Consider the following 18044-nt stretch of genomic DNA (forward strand, 5'->3'; position numbering starts at 1 on the left):
GGCTGTCAGTGCGACGGATTAGGGTGGACGGCCTATGACGAAGCCATCCCTCCCCGAGCTCCTCCACGCCGCCGTCACAGCCGTCGGCGGGGTGGAAAGGCCTGGCCAGGTCGCCATGGCCGAGTCGGTGGCAGCAGCCATCGACGACAGCTCCCATCTGCTCGTCCAGGCCGGCACCGGCACCGGAAAGTCCCTCGGATATCTGGTGCCCGCCCTGGCCCACGGGGAGCGCGTCGTCGTGGCCACGGCGACGCTCGCACTGCAGCGCCAGCTCGTGGAGCGGGACCTTCCGAGAACGGTGGAGGCACTGCATCCGCAGCTGCGCCGCCGCCCGCAGTTCGCCATGCTCAAGGGCCGGTCGAACTACCTCTGCCTCCACCGGCTCCACGAGGGCGTTCCGCAGGAAGAGGAGGAAGGGCTCTTCGACCCCTTCGAGTCGGCGACGCCCACGAGCAAGCTCGGCCAGGACCTGCTGCGCATGCGGGACTGGGCGGACGAGACGGAGACCGGCGACCGCGACGACCTCACCCCCGGCGTCTCCGACCGGGCGTGGTCGCAGGTTTCCGTGTCCTCCCGTGAGTGTCTGGGCGCGAGCAAGTGCGCCTACGGGGCGGAATGCTTCGCGGAGATGGCCAGGGAGCGCGCCAAGCTGTCCGACGTGGTGGTCACCAACCACGCGCTGCTCGCCATCGACGCGATCGAGGGCGCTCCGGTGCTGCCGCAGCACGAGGTGCTGATCGTCGACGAGGCGCATGAGCTGGTCTCCCGGGTCACCGGAGTCGCCACGGGTGAGCTCACGCCCCACCAGGTCAACCGTGCGGTGCGCCGCGGCGCCAAGCTGGTCAACGAGAAGGCCGCCGACCAGCTCCAGACTGCCGCCGAGGGCTTCGAGCGGCTGATGGAGCTCGCACTCCCCGGCCGCCTGGAGGAGATCCCGGAGGACCTCGGGTACGCACTGCTGGCGTTGCGCGACGCGGCCCGTACGGTCATCTCCGCGCTCGGGGCCACCCGCGACAAGTCGGTCCAGGACGAGGACGCGGTGCGCAAGCAGGCGCTCGCCTCGATCGAGAGCATCCACGACGTGTCCGAGCGGATCACCAACGGCTCGGAGTACGACGTCGTCTGGTACGAGCGCCACGACCGCTTCGGCGCCTCGCTGCGGGTCGCGCCGCTCTCCGTCTCCGGGCTGCTCCGCGAGAAGCTCTTCGCCGACCGGTCGGTGGTCCTGACGTCGGCGACGCTCAAGCTCGGCGGCGACTTCAACGGGGTCGGTGCCTCGCTCGGACTCGCCCCGGAGGGCACCGAGGGCGAGGACCTGCCCGTGTGGACGGGCCTCGATGTGGGTTCGCCCTTCGACTATCCGAAGCAGGGGATCCTGTACGTCGCGAAGCATCTGGCCCGCCCGGCGCGCGACGGCGACCGCGGCGACATGCTGGATGAGCTCACCGAGCTGATCCAGGCCGCCGGTGGACGCACACTCGGCCTGTTCTCCTCGATGCGGGCCGCTCAGCTGGCCGCCGAGGAACTGCGCTCGCGCATTCCGGAGTTCCCCATCCTGCTCCAGGGCGAGGAGACGCTCGGCGAGCTGATCAAGAACTTCGCGGCCGATCCGAAGACCTGTCTGTTCGGCACGCTCTCGCTCTGGCAGGGCGTCGATGTCCCGGGTGCGAGCTGCCAGCTGGTCGTCATGGACAAGATCCCCTTCCCGCGCCCCGACGATCCGCTGATGAGCGCTCGCCAGAAGGCGGTCGAGGATGCCGGGGGGAACGGCTTCATGGCCGTCGCCGCGACGCACGCGGCGCTGCTGATGGCCCAGGGGGCGGGGCGTCTCGTCAGGGCGACGGGCGACCGGGGCGTGGTCGCCGTGCTGGATCAGCGACTGGCCACCGCCCGCTACGGCAACTATCTGCGGGCGTCACTGCCCGACTTCTGGTACACGACGGACCGTAATCAGGTGCGCCGCTCACTGGCCGCGATCGATGCCGCGGCGAAGAAGGACGAGGCATAAGGGGCTGGAGCGTTCCTGGCCTGCGTCCGTCTGCGAGATGTGGGCATGCGGGATGTGGGCATGGCGGGCCAGGCCGTAGGCACAGCAGGGCCCCGGGACCGGCGCAGTGGGTCCCGGGGCCCGGTCAGAGCCGACGAGGTGAGGCGACGAGGTGAGGCCGCGAGGTCACACCCGCCGAAGCACCGCCACCACCTTGCCGAGGATCGTCGCCTCATCGCCGGGGATCGGCTGGTAGGCCGCGTTGTGCGGAAGCAGCCAGACGTGGCCGTCCTCCCGCTTGAAGCGCTTGACCGTGGCCTCGCCGTCGAGCATGGCCGCGACGATGTCACCGTTCTCGGCGACCGGCTGACGGCGGACCGTCACCCAGTCGCCGTCACAGATGGCGGCCTCGATCATCGAGTCACCGACGACCTTCAGCACGAAGAGCTCACCGTCGCCGACCAGCTGCCGAGGGAGAGGGAAGACGTCCTCGACCGACTCCTCGGCGAGGATCGGGCCACCGGCCGCGATCCGGCCGACCAGCGGCACATACGAGGCGGCGGGCTTGCCGCTCGTGTCGGTCGGCTGCGTGGTCGGCTGGTCGGAGCCGCGCACCTCGTAGGCGCGCGGCCGGTGCGGGTCGCGGCGCAGGAAGCCCTTGCGCTCCAGGGCCATCAGCTGGTGGGCGACCGACGACGTGCTCGACAGGCCCACCGCCTGGCCGATCTCGCGCATCGACGGCGGGTAACCCCGACGCTGGACGGAGTCGCGAATGACCTCGATGACCCTCCGCTGCCGGTCCGTGAGCCCCGAGCTGTCCGCGCGGATCCCTGGAGGTCGGCCGGGCAGCGAGCGCGTGGGCTTCGGCCCCTCCGGGTTCGTGACTGCGTCATTCATGGCATGCACCGGCTCGAATCGGGTCTGGGAGCGGTCCTGGGCAGTGATGGTGGCGGCACTGTCTGCGGTGGTGGTCACGTCGGCCCCTCTCGAAATGGTCTCCCTAGCTGGACAACGGTAGTGGGTTTCGAAAGGTTGCGCCAAACACACGTTCGAGTGAAAAATCGCAGATCGCCTGACTTCTGCGTGTGACGGGTGTATAGGCGGGTCGCTGAGGGTGGGGGCGGGCTCGGGGGAGAGGTCTCGACGGCTACGGTACCTGCGCGCCGCCGCGCGGGCCCCACCTCGTCGCCGAAATGGTCGCCACCGAGTCGGGGCCGCGTGCCGCCGGTGGACGCGTACCGCGCTGTCCGTGGGCGTGCCCCTCCAGTGTGTCACCCAGGACCCCCGGAATCCCGTCTGCGGCGCGTCTCCCGTACCCTCGTGGCCGACCCGGAACGGCCGCGCCTGGCCGCGCCACGCGACACGCGCTGGGGAGGGTCTTGGCAACCAAACCCCAGATCTAGTGGTTGGATTGTCGAAGCCACCCACAAGTTGTGGTCCCGGTCCATCAAGACCGTGGCCATCGCCTATGCTTGTGGCTGCCGCGAGGGGGGCCGGATCGCCCTTCTCGGGGCTATTCAGTCGTGCTGTGAAGGAGGGTTGGGAGCCATGCACTGCCCCTTCTGCAGGCACCCCGACAGCCGTGTCGTCGACAGTCGGACCACCGATGACGGTACGTCGATCAGGCGTCGCCGCCAGTGCCCCGACTGCTCCCGTCGCTTCACGACGGTGGAGACCGCCTCGCTGATGGTGATCAAACGCAGCGGGGTGACCGAACCCTTCAGCCGTACCAAGGTCATCTCCGGCGTGCGCAAGGCATGCCAGGGGCGACCGGTCACCGAGGACGCTCTCGCTCAGCTCGGCCAGCGGGTCGAGGAAGCGGTGCGCGCCACCGGCAGCGCCGAGCTGACCACCCACGACGTGGGGCTGGCCATACTCGGCCCGTTGCAGGAGCTCGACCTCGTCGCGTACCTGCGCTTCGCGTCCGTGTACCGAGCGTTCGACTCGCTCGAAGACTTCGAGGCCGCCATCGCGGAGCTCCGCGAGCGGCGGCCGACCGCAGAGGAAGGCGGGCCCGGTGTGACCCACGAGGTCCCCGTGCCCGCCAGAGCCGCCGACTGACCGACCGGCCCGGCGAGCGGGCCGACCGGTCGAGTGCAGAGCGGCAGGAGACCTGTCACGGGCGCGGCGCGCGGCGCGGCGCCCGGGGCATCAGACAGAGACTGTGCCACGGGAAGAACTGGGCACTTCAGGGCGTTTTTGCCCGTATATGGGAGGCGGCATGACAGAGACGACGAGCGGCCCGGCACGGGGGTCCCGCGCCAAGGGGTCCAAGGCCGCGGCGGTCCGGCAGGGCCTGCGTATCGAGCGCGTCCACACCACGCCCGGCGTACACCCGTACGACGAGGTCGTCTGGGAGCGCCGTGACGTCGTCATGACCAACTGGCGCGACGGCTCGGTCAACTTCGAGCAGCGCGGCGTCGAGTTCCCCGACTTCTGGTCGGTGAACGCGGTCAACATCGTCACCAGCAAGTACTTCCGGGGTGCCGTCGGTACCCCGCAGCGCGAGACGGGCCTCAAGCAGCTCATCGACCGCATCGTGAAGACGTACCGCAAGGCGGGAGAGGACTACAACTACTTCGCCTCGCCCGCCGACGCGGAGATCTTCGAGCACGAGCTGGCGTACGCCCTCCTGCACCAGATCTTCAGCTTCAACTCGCCGGTGTGGTTCAACGTCGGCACGCCCCAGCCGCAGCAGGTCTCCGCCTGCTTCATCCTGTCCGTCGACGACTCCATGGAGTCGATCCTCGACTGGTACAAGGAAGAGGGCATGATCTTCAAGGGCGGCTCCGGCGCCGGCCTGAACCTCTCCCGCATCCGCTCCTCCAAGGAGCTGCTGTCCTCCGGCGGCAACGCCTCCGGCCCGGTCTCCTTCATGCGCGGCGCCGACGCCTCCGCAGGAACGATCAAGTCGGGTGGTGCGACGCGCCGCGCCGCCAAGATGGTCATCCTCGACGTCGACCACCCCGACATCGAGGACTTCATCGAGACCAAGGTCAAGGAAGAGGAGAAGATCCGCGCGCTGCGCGACGCGGGCTTCGACATGGACCTGGGCGGCGACGACATCACGTCCGTCCAGTACCAGAACGCCAACAACTCGGTCCGCGTGAACGACGAGTTCATGAAGGCCGTCGAGTCCGGCGGCAAGTTCGGCCTGCGCGCCCGCATGACCGGTGACGTCATCGAAGAGGTCGACGCCAAGGCCCTCTTCCGCAAGATGGCCGAGGCCGCCTGGGCCTGCGCCGACCCCGGCATCCAGTACGACGACACCATCAACCACTGGCACACCTGCCCCGAGTCCGGCCGGATCAACGGCTCGAACCCGTGCAGCGAGTACATGCACCTGGACAACACGTCCTGCAACCTCGCCTCGCTGAACCTGATGAAGTTCCTGAAGGACGACGGCGAGGGCAACCAGTCCTTCGACGCCGAGCGCTTCCAGAAGGTCGTCGAGCTCGTCATCACGGCGATGGACATCTCCATCTGCTTCGCCGACTTCCCGACCGAGAAGATCGGCGAGAACACCCGCGCCTTCCGCCAGCTCGGCATCGGCTACGCCAACCTCGGCGCCCTGCTGATGGCGACCGGCCACGCGTACGACTCCGACGGCGGCCGCGCCCTGGCGGGCGCGATCACCTCGCTGATGACGGGCACGTCCTACCGGCGCTCCGCCGAACTCGCCGCGGTCGTCGGCCCGTACGACGGCTACGCCCGCAACGCCGAGCCGCACCAGCGCGTCATGAAGCAGCACTCCGACGCCAACGCCACGGCCGTCCGCATGGACGACCTGGACTCCCCGATCTGGGCCGCCGCGACGGAGGCCTGGCAGGACGTGATCCGCCTCGGCGCGAAGAACGGCTTCCGCAACGCCCAGGCGTCCGTCATCGCCCCGACCGGCACCATCGGTCTCGCGATGTCCTGCGACACCACCGGCCTTGAGCCCGACCTCGCCCTGGTCAAGTTCAAGAAGCTGGTCGGCGGCGGCTCGATGCAGATCGTCAACGGCACCGTGCCGCAGGCGCTGCGCCGCCTCGGCTACCAGCCGGAGCAGATCGAGGCGATCGTCGCCCACATCGCCGACCACGGCAACGTGGTCGACGCCCCTGGCCTGAAGCCGGAGCACTACGAGGTCTTCGACTGCGCCATGGGCGAGCGCTCCATCTCCGCGATGGGCCACGTCCGCATGATGGCCGCGATCCAGCCGTGGATCTCCGGCGCCCTGTCCAAGACGGTCAACATGCCGGAGTCGGCGGCCGTCGAGGAGGTCGAGGAGATCTACTTCGAGGCGTGGAAGATGGGCGTCAAGGCGCTCGCGATCTACCGCGACAACTGCAAGGTCGGACAGCCCCTCTCCGCGAAGAAGAAGGACACCGACGCTGCGGCGAAGGCCGAGATCACCGAGAAGGCCGAGGAGACCATCCGTACCGCGGTCGAGAAGGTCGTCGAGTACCGACCGGTCCGCAAGCGCCTCCCGAAGGGCCGCCCCGGCATCACCACGTCCTTCACGGTCGGCGGCGCCGAGGGCTACATGACCGCCAACTCCTACCCGGACGACGGTCTCGGCGAGGTCTTCCTGAAGATGTCCAAGCAGGGCTCCACCCTCGCGGGCATGATGGACGCCTTCTCGATCGCCGTCTCGGTCGGTCTCCAGTACGGCGTGCCGCTGGAGACGTACGTCTCGAAGTTCACCAACATGCGCTTCGAGCCGGCCGGTATGACCGACGACCCGGATGTGCGGATGGCGCAGTCGATCGTCGACTACATCTTCCGCCGCCTGGCGCTGGACTTCCTGCCGTTCGAGACCCGCTCGGCGCTCGGCATCCACTCCGCCGAGGAGCGCCAGCGCCACCTGGAGACCGGCTCGTACGAGCAGTCCATGGACGAGTCCGAGGTCGACGTCGAGGGCCTGGCCCAGTCCGCCCCGCGCCAGCAGGAGACCCTGAAGGCGGTCGCCGCCCCGAAGGCCGAGGTCCCGGCCCCGAAGCAGGCGCACACCTCGGCCGAGCTGGTCGAGATGCAGCTCGGTATCAGCGCGGACGCGCCGCTGTGTTTCTCCTGCGGGACGAAGATGCAGCGCGCGGGCTCCTGCTACATCTGCGAGGGCTGCGGCTCGACGAGCGGCTGCAGCTGACACTCGGCGGCACCGCGTCGGATGCCAGGTCCGACGTAGGTCCCGCGAGGAGCTGAACGGCAGCTCACGAAGGGGACCGACCCTGGGTCGGTCCCCTTCGTCGTTCCCGTGACCGGGCCTGCTACTGGCCGGGCCTGTTACGGGCCGAGGGCAGCCGATGGCTGCGGGCGCGGTTCGGGAGATGCCGCGGCTCAGGAGGACGCGGAGCCCATCAGCTCGGCGAACTCCGCAGGGTCGGCGGCGAAGCCGCGGACGCCGGTGCGCAGTTGCCATGAACCGGCGGCGTCGCGGGTGAACTCCGCGACTGTCGCCGCGGTGGCGTCGGGCACGGCCGCGAGGTCGTCGTTCGCGAGCTCTACGGGGCCTTCGAGTATCCGGACGCCCATGTTCTTGATGTCCGAGAACGTCAGGGCGTCATCGCGCTGCTGGATGACGACGCCGACGACGACGCGGGCGTAACCCTCCGACAGCCGGTCGAGCTCCAGCGTCATGACCTCGTCCGCGCCGAAGCCCTGACCGGTGCGGCTGTCCCGGTTGAGGGTGATCGTCCCGTCGGGGGAGCGGCTGCCGAAATGGACCAGATAGGCGGGTTTGCCGTGCGGGGCGTCGGCGAGGTACACCGCAGCGACGATATCGAGGTCGGTGGCGGGGGCACCGACCGGGCTGGGGTCCCACCTGAGCGTGACCTGGACCTTCCGGAGTCCCTTGCTGAGACTGCTCACCGTGCTTCCCTCGCTTCCCTGCTCGCGGACGGCCCCTGCGCACGGCCCGTGCGGATGGCCCTCGCGGACGGCCCTCGCGGACCTCAACGCCCCTGCGGAAAGCCCATGTTGTCACGCGGGGGAGTCCGCGATCCGCCGACTTTCGGTCGTATGGCGCCCGGATGACGCCCTGATCACTGCGGCAGTCCCGCCGCGGGCGTCACCGGGGGGTGCCGCCTTCTGCCGGAGAGTGACCATGGCCTCGTCCCGGGCCGTACGATGGCGCGGTGCTAGTCAAGTGGATTCGCTGCACCGTCGTGGACCGTCGAGGTTTCGAGCGTGGGCAGCGGAGGTGGGCGGGGCTGCTGGGTGAGCCGGGATTCCGGGGACAGGGCGGAGGGTGGAGCCGCGGACGGCATGACGTCGCGCATGTCTTCGCGTTCTGGGAGACCCGGGCGTTCTACGACTCGTTCATGGCGCGCTCGCACGACCGCCTGGCGGCCGCGCAGTCGGGTACGTACAAGAACCACCAGGTCAAGCTCTTCGACCACCGCTTCGATGTGAAGACGGGCTTCGAGCCCCGCTTCACTGACGCCGATGTCGTGCGCGTCGCGCACTGCAGGGTGCACGAGCACAGGGTCGAGCACTTCTCGCTGATGCAGGAGAAGGTCTGGAACCCGGCCATGGCGGGATCGCCGGGGATGGTGCGAGGGCTCTTAGGAGAGGCGCCCGGCAATGAGTTCATGATCCTTTCCATGTGGCGGTCCGCCGCTGAGCACGGCAAATACCGCGTGGAGCGCGTGGAGCGGCTGTCGCTGCGCGCGCAGACGGAGGCCGACGTCGCCGCGCTCACGGGCGATGTCGTGGAGCTCGAACCCTCCTGGACGGTGTGACCCGAACGGCAGCGCCCGGTGGCCGCGGCGCGGCGAGGCCACGCGCCCGCGGGGGCGCCCTCGCCGCGGGAATCAGTCCCGCGCAGGACACGCCGGGTGAGAGAGGGGGCCGCGTTGCTCGGTCGCACGTCACCCGATCTAGTGTTTGTCGTATGGCACGACCGCGGCGCATCGTCCTTGTCCGGCACGGCGAGTCGGTGGGCAACGCCGACGACTCGGTGTACGAGCGTGAGCCCGACCACGCACTGCGGCTGACCGAGCGCGGATGGCGGCAGGCCGAGGAGACCGGGGAGCAGCTGCGCGGACTGTTCGGGCGGGAGCGGGTCAGTGTCTACGTCTCGCCCTACCGCCGCACCCACGACACCTACCGCGCGTTCCACCTGGACCCGGCGCTCGTACGGGTGAGGGAGGAACCGAGGCTGCGCGAGCAGGACTGGGGGAACTGGCAGGACCGCGATGACGTACGGCTCCAGAAGACCTACCGCGACGCCTACGGGCACTTCTTCTACCGGCTGCCACAGGGTGAGTCGGGCGCCGATGTGTACGACAGGGTGGGGGCGTTCCTGGAGAGCCTCTACCGGAGCTTCGAGGCGCCGGACCATCCGCCGAACGTGCTCATCGTCACCCATGGGCTGACGATGCGGCTCTTCTGCATGCGCTGGTTCCACTGGACGGTGGCCGAATTCGAGTCGCTGTCGAATCCCGACAACGGTGAGTCGAGAACGCTGCTGCTCGGGGACGATGGCCGATATCGATTGGACAGGCCGTTCGAGCGCTGGTGTACCCCCGAGTCCTATGGGGTCACCGGATAGAGTGGCCGTGCGATGACCGCTGATTCCTCTGCCGGCTCCTCCGGCTCTCCGGGTGCGCCCGGCTTTGTCGACCGGCGCCTCGAACGCGCCCTGGCCAGCCTGCGCGGGCTGGCCGTGGGAGACGCCCTGGGCTCCCAGTACTTCGTACCTGTGAACTATCCACTGCTGAAGCGGCGGGACGTACCGTCCGGACCGTGGCAGTGGACCGACGACACCGAGATGGCCTGTTCCGTGCTGGCCGTCCTCGTCGCCCACGGCAGGATCGACCAGGACGCGCTCGCCCGCTCCTTCGCCGACCACCACGACTTCGACCGCGGCTACGGGCCGGCGGTGAACCGGATGCTCCGGCTCATCCGCGAGGGCGGCGACTGGCGCGAACTCGCCTCGGGCCTCTTCAACGGCCAGGGCTCGTGGGGCAACGGTGCGGCGATGCGGATCGCCCCCCTCGGCGCCTGGTACGCGGACGATCCGGAACAGGCCGTGCACCAGGCCGAGATCTCCTCGTACACGACGCACCAGCACCGTGAGGCCGTGGTGGGAACCATGGCCGTCGCGGCGGCCGCGGCGCTCGTCGCCTCCCCGGACGGGCCGCCGGCCCCCGGGGCGCTGCTCGACGGCGTCGTCGCACTCGTGCCGCGCAGCGCGGTGGGGGCGGGGCTGCGGCGGGCGCGGGACATGCTCGACTACGGCGACGCGGCGACGGTCGCCGCGGTGCTCGGCAGCGGGCGGCGGACCAGCGCGCACGACACCGTGCCCTTCGCCTTGTGGTCGGCCGCCAGGGCGCTCGACGACTTCGAGCGGGTCTTCTGGACGACCGCCCAGGTGGGCGGGGACGTGGACACGACGTGCGCGATCGCCGGGGGAGTCGTCGCGGCGGCGGAGGGCGGGGCTCCGCCTGCTGCATGGCTCGAACGGACCGAGGAACTGCCGGACTGGGTGCCCACGCGGGCCCTCTGACCGACAAAGCCGGGACGGGGTCCCCTGCGGTCACGGTCCTGACTGTCACGGTCCTGCCACAGCGTGGCCTCGTCCGACCGCACCGCAGGGCGGAGAGCTACCCTTTCGGCCACACCGCCGCCCTTGATCATGACGGGTGGGGTGCCGACGAGACGCCGGGACCGACGCGTGGCCGCATGGCCGGCCCGGGGACCCGGCCGGGAGGGGGTCCCGTGTCCGATGCACCATCCGCACCGCCAGGCCGCGAGCCGGAGCCGGAGGACCGGCGCCGGAGTGATCCGAAGGGCTCGGCCGAGGGCGGACCGGAGCGTTCCGCGGCCGAGCCGGGGGGCCCGACGGCCGAACGGGAGCAATCGGAGGCCGAGCCGGAACGTTCTACGGCCGAGCCGGAGTCCGAGGGCCGAGCTCAGGAGGCGGAGGCCGAGGGCCGCCCTCATGAGCCAGAGGCCGAGGGCCGAACTCAGGAGGCGGAGTCCGAGGGGAAGCCGCACGACCCGGAGCCCGAGGCGCTGCGCCAGGCGGCCGTGCCGGCGGGCTCGGCCGGATCGCCGCACCCGGCGGAGCCGCCCCCACCCGGGCAGGTGACGGGGCCCGGGCACGCATCGTCGTCGCCTTGGCCGCAGCACGCGCCGCAGTACGCGCACCACCACGCGCCGCAGTACGCGCCGCCGCCCTGGCGAGGGCCCGCCCCGCCGTCCGAGTCCTGGCTCGACGGGATACGTCCGGAGCCACCCGCCCCCGTGCGTATGGCCACGCTCTGGTCCACTATCGCCGCCGCACTGCTCAGCGCCCTGCTGCTCGGCGACGGACTCGGTGTGAACCTGCTGATCGTGGCCGTACCGGCCGCCCTCGCCGCGTTCTTCGCCGCGCGGGCGGCGGACCGCCGGCTCAGGCCCTGGACGGCGGTATGGGCGATCGGCGCCCTGGCCCTGCTCCTCGTGCCCGCGCTCTCCGACGCGAGCTGGCCGACCTTCCTCGCTGTCGTCGCGGCGCTCGCGGCCGGTTCGCTCGCCCTGCACGGTGGCCGCACCTGGCCCGGCGTGGTCTTCGGTTCGGTCGGCATCCTCGACTCCCTCGTCACCGGACCGGCATGGGGCTGGCGAGGGCTGCGCGAGCGCGCGGACGGCTCCCGCGGCCGCTGGGGACCGGTGGTCCGGACGGTCGCCGTGGCGGCGGGCCTGCTCGTCGTGTTCGGAGCGTTGTTCGCGGGCGCCGACGCCGCCTTCGCCGATCTGCTCGGCGAGTTGATCCCCGACGTCTCGCTCGTCGACGGCCCCTGGCGGTTCTTCCTCTTCCTCCTCGCACTCGCCGGCACGCTCGCCGCGGCGCGCACCGCCGCCGCCCCGCTGCGCTGGGACCGCCTCGCCCGGGGGAGCGGCAAGGCCAGAGGCCGCGTCGAATGGGCGCTTCCGCTGATCGTCCTCAACCTGCTCTTCGCCGCCTTCATCGCGGTGCAGCTCGCCGTCCTCTTCGGCGGATACGACAAGGTCCTGAGCGAGACCGGCCTGAGCTACGCCGAGTACGCCCGGCAGGGTTTCTGGCAGCTCCTCTGGGCGACGCTGCTCACCCTGATCGTCATCGGGCTCGCGCTGCGCTGGGCCCCGCGTGACGGCGCCCGCGACCGCTCGCTCGTACGCGCGGTGCTCGGCACACTGTGCGTGCTCACCCTGGTCGTCGTGGCCTCCGCGCTGCGCAGGATGGACCTCTACGTCGACGCGTACGGGCTGACCCGGCTGCGTATCTCCGTGGCCGCGATGGAGCTGTGGCTCGGCCTGGTGATCGTGCTGATCATCGCCGCCGGACTGCTCGGGAGCCGCTGGCTGCCGCGGGCCGTCGCGGGCAGCGCGGCGGCTGCCGTGCTGGTCTTCGGCCTGGCGTCGCCGGACGCGCTGATAGCGGAGCGGAACGTGCAGCGCTACGAGAGGACCGGCAAGATCGACGTCGACTACCTGCGTGATCTCTCGGCGGACGCCGTACCGGCTCTCGACCGGCTGCGCGAGCCGCTGCGTTCCTGCGTCCTGAGGACGGTCCAGGACGATTTCGCGATGACCGACAGCCCTTGGTACGCCACCAGTTGGGCCGAAGTGCGTGCCCGGTCGATCCTGGAGGAGCGGCCCGCGGACACCGACCGGGCGGGCTGCCCGCGGAGCGAGCTGTACGGGGACGAGCGCGACGAGTACGACGGGGACGCCGAGTTCGACATCCCCGTCGGGCCCGACGGCACGGACGACACCGACGGCTACGACCCGGGCACCGGCATGGACTGAGCGGATGTGTCGAGCGAGCCGGACCTGCTGCCGCCAGCCCGCGGGTCCGGCCGCCCCCGCCTTGCCGCTCAGCGACTCCAGATCGCTCTTGCGGACCCGTACCACCACGACGGCTGTGATGAGCGCCAGCAGCACCATCCCCACGGCCGCCAGGAACGAGGTCGCGATCCCTTCGGTCAGCACCTCGCGTCCCCCGAGGCGGCGGCCGGCGTCAGCGTCACGAAGGTGAAGCCCATGCCGAAGCCGAAGAGGACCATCTGCCGGAACAGGCCGACGCCCGTCAGCACGGAACCCGTGACCATGACCGGCGACGCCGTCGACGACCTCGTCCTCGATGTGATCCCGGCCATGATGATGTACCGCTCCAAGGTGTGCGGAAGCGAATGGCGCGATGCGGATATCGCGGCGATGATCGATCGGATCATGCAGCCGCTGCTGCGCCCGCGGACCGGCTGAACGCCGGATTCCGCCCGGGTCCGGGGGCGGGTCCCGGGATCCGGGGTGTTGTGGCCTGCCGGAGCGGCGTAATCTGTCAGGCGCCATGGCGTACGAACCACCCACCCACACCGTCGAGCGCTCCCTCCGGGCGACCACCGGTGCCAAGATCATTGCCGGAGTCGACGAGGTCGGGCGAGGGGCGTGGGCCGGTCCCGTCACGGTGTGTGCCGCCGTCACAGGGCTGCGCAGACCTCCCGCCGGGCTCACCGACTCCAAGCTGATCCCTCCTCAGCGCCGTACGGAGCTGGCGGGTGCGCTGGAGGAATGGGTCACGTCGCACGCCCTCGGGCACGCCTCTCCGGAGGAGATCGACGAGCTCGGCATGACCGCGGCACTGCGGCTGGCGGCCGTACGTGCGCTGAGCGCACTGCCGGTCCAGCCGGACGCGGTCATCCTCGACGGCAAGCACGACTATCTCGGTCGGCCCTGGCGCGTTCGCACGGTCATCAAGGGCGACCAGTCCTGTGTCGCGGTCGCCGCCGCCTCGGTGATCGCCAAGGTGCACAGGGACCGGCTCATGGCCGAGCTGGGGCTGGAGCCGGTGTGCGAGCCCTTCGGGTTCGGCGACAACGCCGGCTACCCCTCGCCCGTGCACAAGTCCGCGCTGCGGGAGTTGGGGCCCACGCCGTACCACCGGCTCTCCTGGGCCTTCCTGGACACACTGCCGCAATGGCGGCATCTCAAGAAGGTCCGGATCCCAGTGGAGGCGGCCGAACTCGAAAGCGGGGGCCAACTCGGCTTCGACTTCTGATCCGATCCGCCGCCTTGTCCGCCGGTCTGCCGGTCTGCCGGTCCACCGGCCTCCCGTCCCTCTGACCGACGAAGCGCAGGGGCCGAGCAGTCCCGTCGCACTTATGTGCCCACCCGCCGATGCCAGACGCACCGGCGTTTGATAGATATCCACCCATGCCTCTCATCCCCGAGGAGCCTCAGATTCACGAGAGTGCCCAGGGTCCCCGCGCCACGCCGGCCGCCGGCCGCACCGCGCCGACCCCCCGCCCCGTACCCGGTCCGCGCACCGCGGCAGCGCCCCGTCCCGGACGTCCGGGCCCCGGCCCGGCCCGGCCGACGCCTTCTGCACAGCGCAGCCACACCTCCGCCGGGCAGGCCGCGCCGCCCCGGCCGGAGAATCGTTCCGTTCCGCAGATCCAGCTGATCCCCGCCCCGGTGGAAGGCGCGCTCGACGCCGCCGACGAGGCCGTCGACCTGCTGCTCGACTCCGGTGGGGCGCCCGGCGACGTCCTGGTCCTCACCACCGGCGAACAGCACCCCTGGGCGGCACACGAACTGTCCTTCGGCGAGACCGCCTACTGGGCGCAGCACGAAGCCGGTGACGACGTCTTCTACGCGGACGCCGTCTCGGCAGGCCGAGCTTCGGTCCGTCCGGTGGTCGTCGTCGCCGTCAACGGCGGCAGCGACGAGGACGCGGCACAGGCCCTGCCATTGGCCATGAGCCGTGCCCGGTCGCTGCTCATCGTGTGCGGCGACCCCCAGCGCATCAACGCCGTTCTCGGCGCGGGCGTCTGAGCCCACCTCCGCCGAGTCCGCGCCGCGCCGGACCGCGGCGCCGCCCACGCCCCGGGTGTGGTGCGGCAGTCGCGCCAGGCCGGCCGCGCACCACGCGGCCGGTCGCTCCGACGTACCCGCGGAGGTATACGGGGGAGACGCGGGAAGCCGGGCTCGCGGAACCACCGGCCGACTGTCTTGCCCGGACGTCCCTGGTTGGTGTCGCCGCCCGGTGGTTCAGCGCGCCGCCGTGCGGCGCAGCACCTCGGCCGCCCCGCTCGCCGTACGCAGCGGAAGCACCGCCGGATCGGCCACGACGTCGCCGAGACCTTCGGGCTGGGACTGGGAGCTGGGCCGACGTCCGCCACGTCCCTCGCCGAACACCTGCCAACCGGCCTTCGTGAGCGTGATGTACGCGCCGCAGCGCAGCCCGTGCAGTGTGCAGGCGTCACGCAGGCCCCACATCCACGCCCCGTCCTCCTCCGTCCAGCGCTCGTCGCCCTCACGGCAGTAGAGGAGCACGGCGGTGCGGACGGGGGTGCGGCGGCGCAGATCATGGGGGATGACCCGGCGCAGGCTCGCCAGCAGGGCGTTGCGGAACTCCCAGCCGTCGGCAGGGGTGGCCCGTCGGGCGAACGACGCGCTGGCCGCGAGCCGTTCCTCGTGGTCGAGCACGGCGATCACAGCCGTTGAGGGGGTGGGCCGGTGGCGTGTGTGCAGACCGCTGACGACCTCACGGGGGTTGCGCAGCAAGGGAATTCCGGCTGCTGCCCACTCGGCTGGTTCGAGCATCCGGGCGAGACGGCTGGCGGAATCTGCCGGACCGTTGATCGAAGCGGCTGCGGACGAAGCGGATCCGAAGGTCACGTTCCTCCCTTCGCATACGCGCCCACTGAGCGGGCAGGGTCGGTGGGCGCACCGCGGCACGACCCTTCCGAACCCAGAACGGGCCGTGCGGGGGGGCGTGCCCAATTCTTGCGGGCACGCGGGCGGGCGGCAACGAGCAATTGAGCACGCTGACTGGAATGGGCAGGTATGACGCTCATATCCCTGCCCAATCGGGCCAACTGTCACGCGCGCTTCATGCGGATACGGCGAGCACCAGCGGAAACACCCCCTCGGCTCCGGCTCGGCGCAGCAGCCGTGACGCGACGGCGAGTGTCCAGCCACTGTCCGAGAGGTCGTCGACGAGCAGCACGGGTCCGCCAGCCGACGCGACCGCGGCGGCCAGCTCGGGTGGCACGGTCAGCGCGTCGTGCAGTCCGCGCACTCGTTGGGCGCTGTTCGTGCGGGAGAGGTGTCCGTCCTCCCACCCCGGCGCGTACTCCACCGCACCGAGCAGGGGCATACGCCCGACCTCGGCGATCCGCGAACCGAGTGACGCGACGAGCCGGGGCTTGGTGCGTGAGGCGACCGTGATCACCCCGGCCGGGCGGGGCGGTGCGTCTGCGCTCCCCGAGGCCCAGCCGCCCGGCCCTCTGGCCCAGTCCGCCAGCACGCTCACCACGGCGTTCACCACATCGTCCGGAATTGGCCCGTCGGGAGCCTGCGGGGCGAGCATCGGACGCAGCCGGTTGCCCCACCCGATATCGGAGAGCCGCCCGAGCGCGCGGCCGGCGAACGACTGCTCCCCAACCGGAATACGGCCTTTCAGATCGACGCCGACCGCGGGCAGTCCGGTGGGCCACATCTTGCGCGGCTCCACCTCCACGCCGGGCCGGCCGAGCTCCCCGCGCGCCGCGTCCAGCGCCGCTGCCGTCACCCCCGAGTCGAAGCGGGCGCCGGTGCAGTTGTCACAGCGGCCGCAAGGGGCGGCCTCCTCGTCGTCGAGCTGGCGCCTCAGGAACTCCATCCGGCAGCCGACCGCCGACGCGTAGTCGCGCATCGCCTGCTGCTCGGTCTCCCGCTGACGTGCCACCCACGCATAGCGCTCGGAGTCGTACACCCAGGGCTGGCCGGTCGTGGTCCAGCCGCCCTTCACGCGGCGCACGGCGCCGTCCACATCGAGGACCTTGAGCATGGTCTCCAGGCGCGTACGCCGCAGCTCGACCAGGGGCTCCAGGGCGGGCAGCGAGAGCGGTCGGTCCGCCTGCGCCAGCACATCAAGGGTGCGGCGCACAAGCTCCTCCGGAGGAAAGGCGACCGACGCGAAGTACTGCCAGATCGCCTCGTCCTCCTTGCCGGGCAGGAGAAGCACCTCGGCATGGTCCACGCCGCGACCGGCACGGCCCACCTGCTGGTAGTAGGCGATGGGGGAGGACGGGGAACCGAGGTGAACCACGAATCCGAGGTCGGGCTTGTCGAACCCCATGCCCAGCGCGGACGTGGCCACGAGTGCCTTGACACGGTTGGCGAGGAGGTCGTCCTCGGCCTGCTGGCGGTCCGCGTTCTCCGTGCGTCCCGTGTAGGACAGCACGGTGTGTCCGCAGTGCCGAAGGTAGGCCGTGACCTCCTCGGCCGCCGCGACCGTCAGCGTGTAGATGATCCCGGAGCCGGGCAGGTCGCCGAGGTGGTCGGCGAGCCAGGCCAGGCGGTGTGCGGCGTCCGGGAGCTGAACGACGCCGAGACTCAGGCTCTCCCGGTCGAGGGGGCCGCGCAGCACCAGTGCGTCGGTGCCCGCACCGGTGCCCAACTGCTCGGCGACATCCGCGGTCACGCGGGCATTGGCGGTGGCAGTGGTCGCCAGCACCGGCACACCCGCGGGCAGATCGGCGAGCATGGTCCGCAGCCGCCGGTAGTCGGGCCGGAAGTCATGGCCCCAGTCGGAAATACAGTGCGCCTCGTCGACGACGAGAAGCCCGGTCGCCGCGGCGAGCTTGGGCAGCACCTGGTCGCGGAAGTCCGGGTTGTTGAGCCGCTCGGGGCTGACGAGCAGCACGTCGACCTCGCCCGCGGCGACCTCGGCCTGGACCGTGTCCCACTCCTCCGTGTTGGACGAATTGATCGTCCGGGCCCTGATGCCCGCGCGGGCGGCGGCATCCACCTGATTGCGCATCAGCGCAAGCAGCGGCGAGACGATCACCGTCGGACCGCTGCCGCGCTCACGCAGCAGCGAGGTCGCGACGAAGTACACGGCGGACTTGCCCCACCCGGTCCGCTGCACCACCAGCGCCCTGCGTCTGTCGGCGACCAGCGCCTCGATGGCACGCCACTGGTCCTCGCGCAGCCTGGCGGCGCCGGAGGCGTCCTCGACGAGGCGGGCGAGGACGGCGTCGGCCGAAGCCCTCAGATCTGTGTGGTCTGCCTTGGTCATGCCCCCATGCAACCCGATGGCACGGACATCGCGCGAACG

14 protein-coding genes and 1 pseudogene are annotated in these 18044 nt (G+C 70.9%); 10 read left to right on the forward strand and 5 right to left on the reverse strand.

The annotated features are described in order from the left end of the window. The first annotated feature begins 34 nt into the window (after positions 1 to 34). Positions 35 to 2008, forward strand: coding sequence for an ATP-dependent DNA helicase (locus KK483_RS27040; protein WP_262007816.1), 1974 nt, complete (start codon positions 35 to 37; stop codon positions 2006 to 2008). 165 nt (positions 2009 to 2173) lie between these two features. On the opposite strand, the gene lexA is transcribed toward KK483_RS27040, so the two are convergent. Next, a complete protein-coding gene (lexA, locus tag KK483_RS27045) occupies positions 2174 to 2962 on the reverse strand; it encodes a transcriptional repressor LexA (RefSeq protein ID WP_262007817.1) in 789 nt (262 codons plus the stop codon). A 573-nt stretch (positions 2963 to 3535) separates the two neighbouring features. On the opposite strand from lexA, the gene nrdR reads away from it, so the two are divergent. Next, complete coding sequence (gene nrdR, locus KK483_RS27050) at positions 3536 to 4048, forward strand: transcriptional regulator NrdR (protein ID WP_262007818.1); 513 nt, start codon at positions 3536 to 3538, stop codon at positions 4046 to 4048. Between the two features lie 160 nt (positions 4049 to 4208). Next, on the forward strand, positions 4209 to 7118 hold the full coding sequence (locus KK483_RS27055; RefSeq protein ID WP_262007819.1) for a vitamin B12-dependent ribonucleotide reductase: 2910 nt from the start codon (positions 4209 to 4211) through the stop codon (positions 7116 to 7118). A gap of 191 nt (positions 7119 to 7309) precedes the next feature. Here the strand turns inward: KK483_RS27055 and KK483_RS27060 are convergent, their stop codons facing one another. Next, entirely contained in the window at positions 7310 to 7840 is a 531-nt protein-coding gene (locus KK483_RS27060) for a TerD family protein (protein ID WP_262007820.1), read from the reverse strand. A 266-nt stretch (positions 7841 to 8106) separates the two neighbouring features. On the opposite strand from KK483_RS27060, the gene KK483_RS27065 reads away from it, so the two are divergent. The 4 genes from KK483_RS27065 to KK483_RS27080 all read left to right on the forward strand — a co-directional run bounded on the left by KK483_RS27065 (position 8107) and on the right by KK483_RS27080 (position 12748). Then, positions 8107 to 8712, forward strand: a complete 606-nt coding sequence (locus KK483_RS27065; RefSeq protein WP_262007821.1) for a YdbC family protein — start codon at positions 8107 to 8109, stop codon at positions 8710 to 8712. A 152-nt stretch (positions 8713 to 8864) separates the two neighbouring features. After that, the gene (locus tag KK483_RS27070; protein ID WP_262007822.1) at positions 8865 to 9524 is read left to right on the forward strand and encodes a histidine phosphatase family protein; all 660 of its coding nucleotides are present in this window, start codon (positions 8865 to 8867) and stop codon (positions 9522 to 9524) included. Between the two features lie 12 nt (positions 9525 to 9536). Beyond that, positions 9537 to 10481 carry an ADP-ribosylglycohydrolase family protein gene (locus tag KK483_RS27075; RefSeq protein WP_262007823.1) on the forward strand — a complete coding sequence of 315 codons (945 nt, stop codon included), beginning with the start codon at positions 9537 to 9539 and terminating at the stop codon, positions 10479 to 10481. Positions 10482 to 10693: 212 nt separating this feature from the next. Beyond that, positions 10694 to 12748, forward strand: a complete 2055-nt coding sequence (locus KK483_RS27080) for a DUF4153 domain-containing protein (RefSeq protein ID WP_399015034.1) — start codon at positions 10694 to 10696, stop codon at positions 12746 to 12748. A gap of 176 nt (positions 12749 to 12924) precedes the next feature. Here the strand turns inward: KK483_RS27080 and KK483_RS27085 are convergent, their stop codons facing one another. Then, positions 12925 to 13050: a hypothetical protein gene (locus KK483_RS27085; protein ID WP_262007824.1), complete on the reverse strand. Its 126-nt coding sequence runs from the start codon at positions 13048 to 13050 to the stop codon at positions 12925 to 12927. A 7-nt stretch (positions 13051 to 13057) separates the two neighbouring features. On the opposite strand from KK483_RS27085, the pseudogene KK483_RS27090 reads away from it, so the two are divergent. The 3 genes and pseudogenes from KK483_RS27090 to KK483_RS27100 all read left to right on the forward strand — a co-directional run. Continuing rightward, positions 13058 to 13204: pseudogene (locus KK483_RS27090) on the forward strand (TetR family transcriptional regulator); the annotation flags it as partial. A gap of 85 nt (positions 13205 to 13289) precedes the next feature. After that, entirely contained in the window at positions 13290 to 13997 is a 708-nt protein-coding gene (locus KK483_RS27095; protein WP_262007825.1) for a ribonuclease HII, read from the forward strand. Between the two features lie 155 nt (positions 13998 to 14152). Then, on the forward strand, positions 14153 to 14773 hold the full coding sequence (locus KK483_RS27100; RefSeq protein WP_262007826.1) for a hypothetical protein: 621 nt from the start codon (positions 14153 to 14155) through the stop codon (positions 14771 to 14773). 216 nt (positions 14774 to 14989) lie between these two features. Here KK483_RS27100 and KK483_RS27105 read toward each other — a convergent pair whose 3' ends face one another. Together KK483_RS27105 and KK483_RS27110 are read right to left on the reverse strand one after the other, a co-directional pair. Further along, a complete protein-coding gene (locus tag KK483_RS27105) occupies positions 14990 to 15619 on the reverse strand; it encodes a hypothetical protein (RefSeq protein ID WP_262007827.1) in 630 nt (209 codons plus the stop codon). A gap of 214 nt (positions 15620 to 15833) precedes the next feature. Next, positions 15834 to 18005, reverse strand: a complete 2172-nt coding sequence (locus KK483_RS27110; protein WP_262007828.1) for a RecQ family ATP-dependent DNA helicase — start codon at positions 18003 to 18005, stop codon at positions 15834 to 15836. Positions 18006 to 18044 lie beyond the last annotated feature (39 nt).

Origin of the sequence: Streptomyces sp. FIT100, assembly GCF_024584805.1 — a bacterium.
GTDB lineage: Bacteria > Actinomycetota > Actinomycetes > Streptomycetales > Streptomycetaceae > Streptomyces.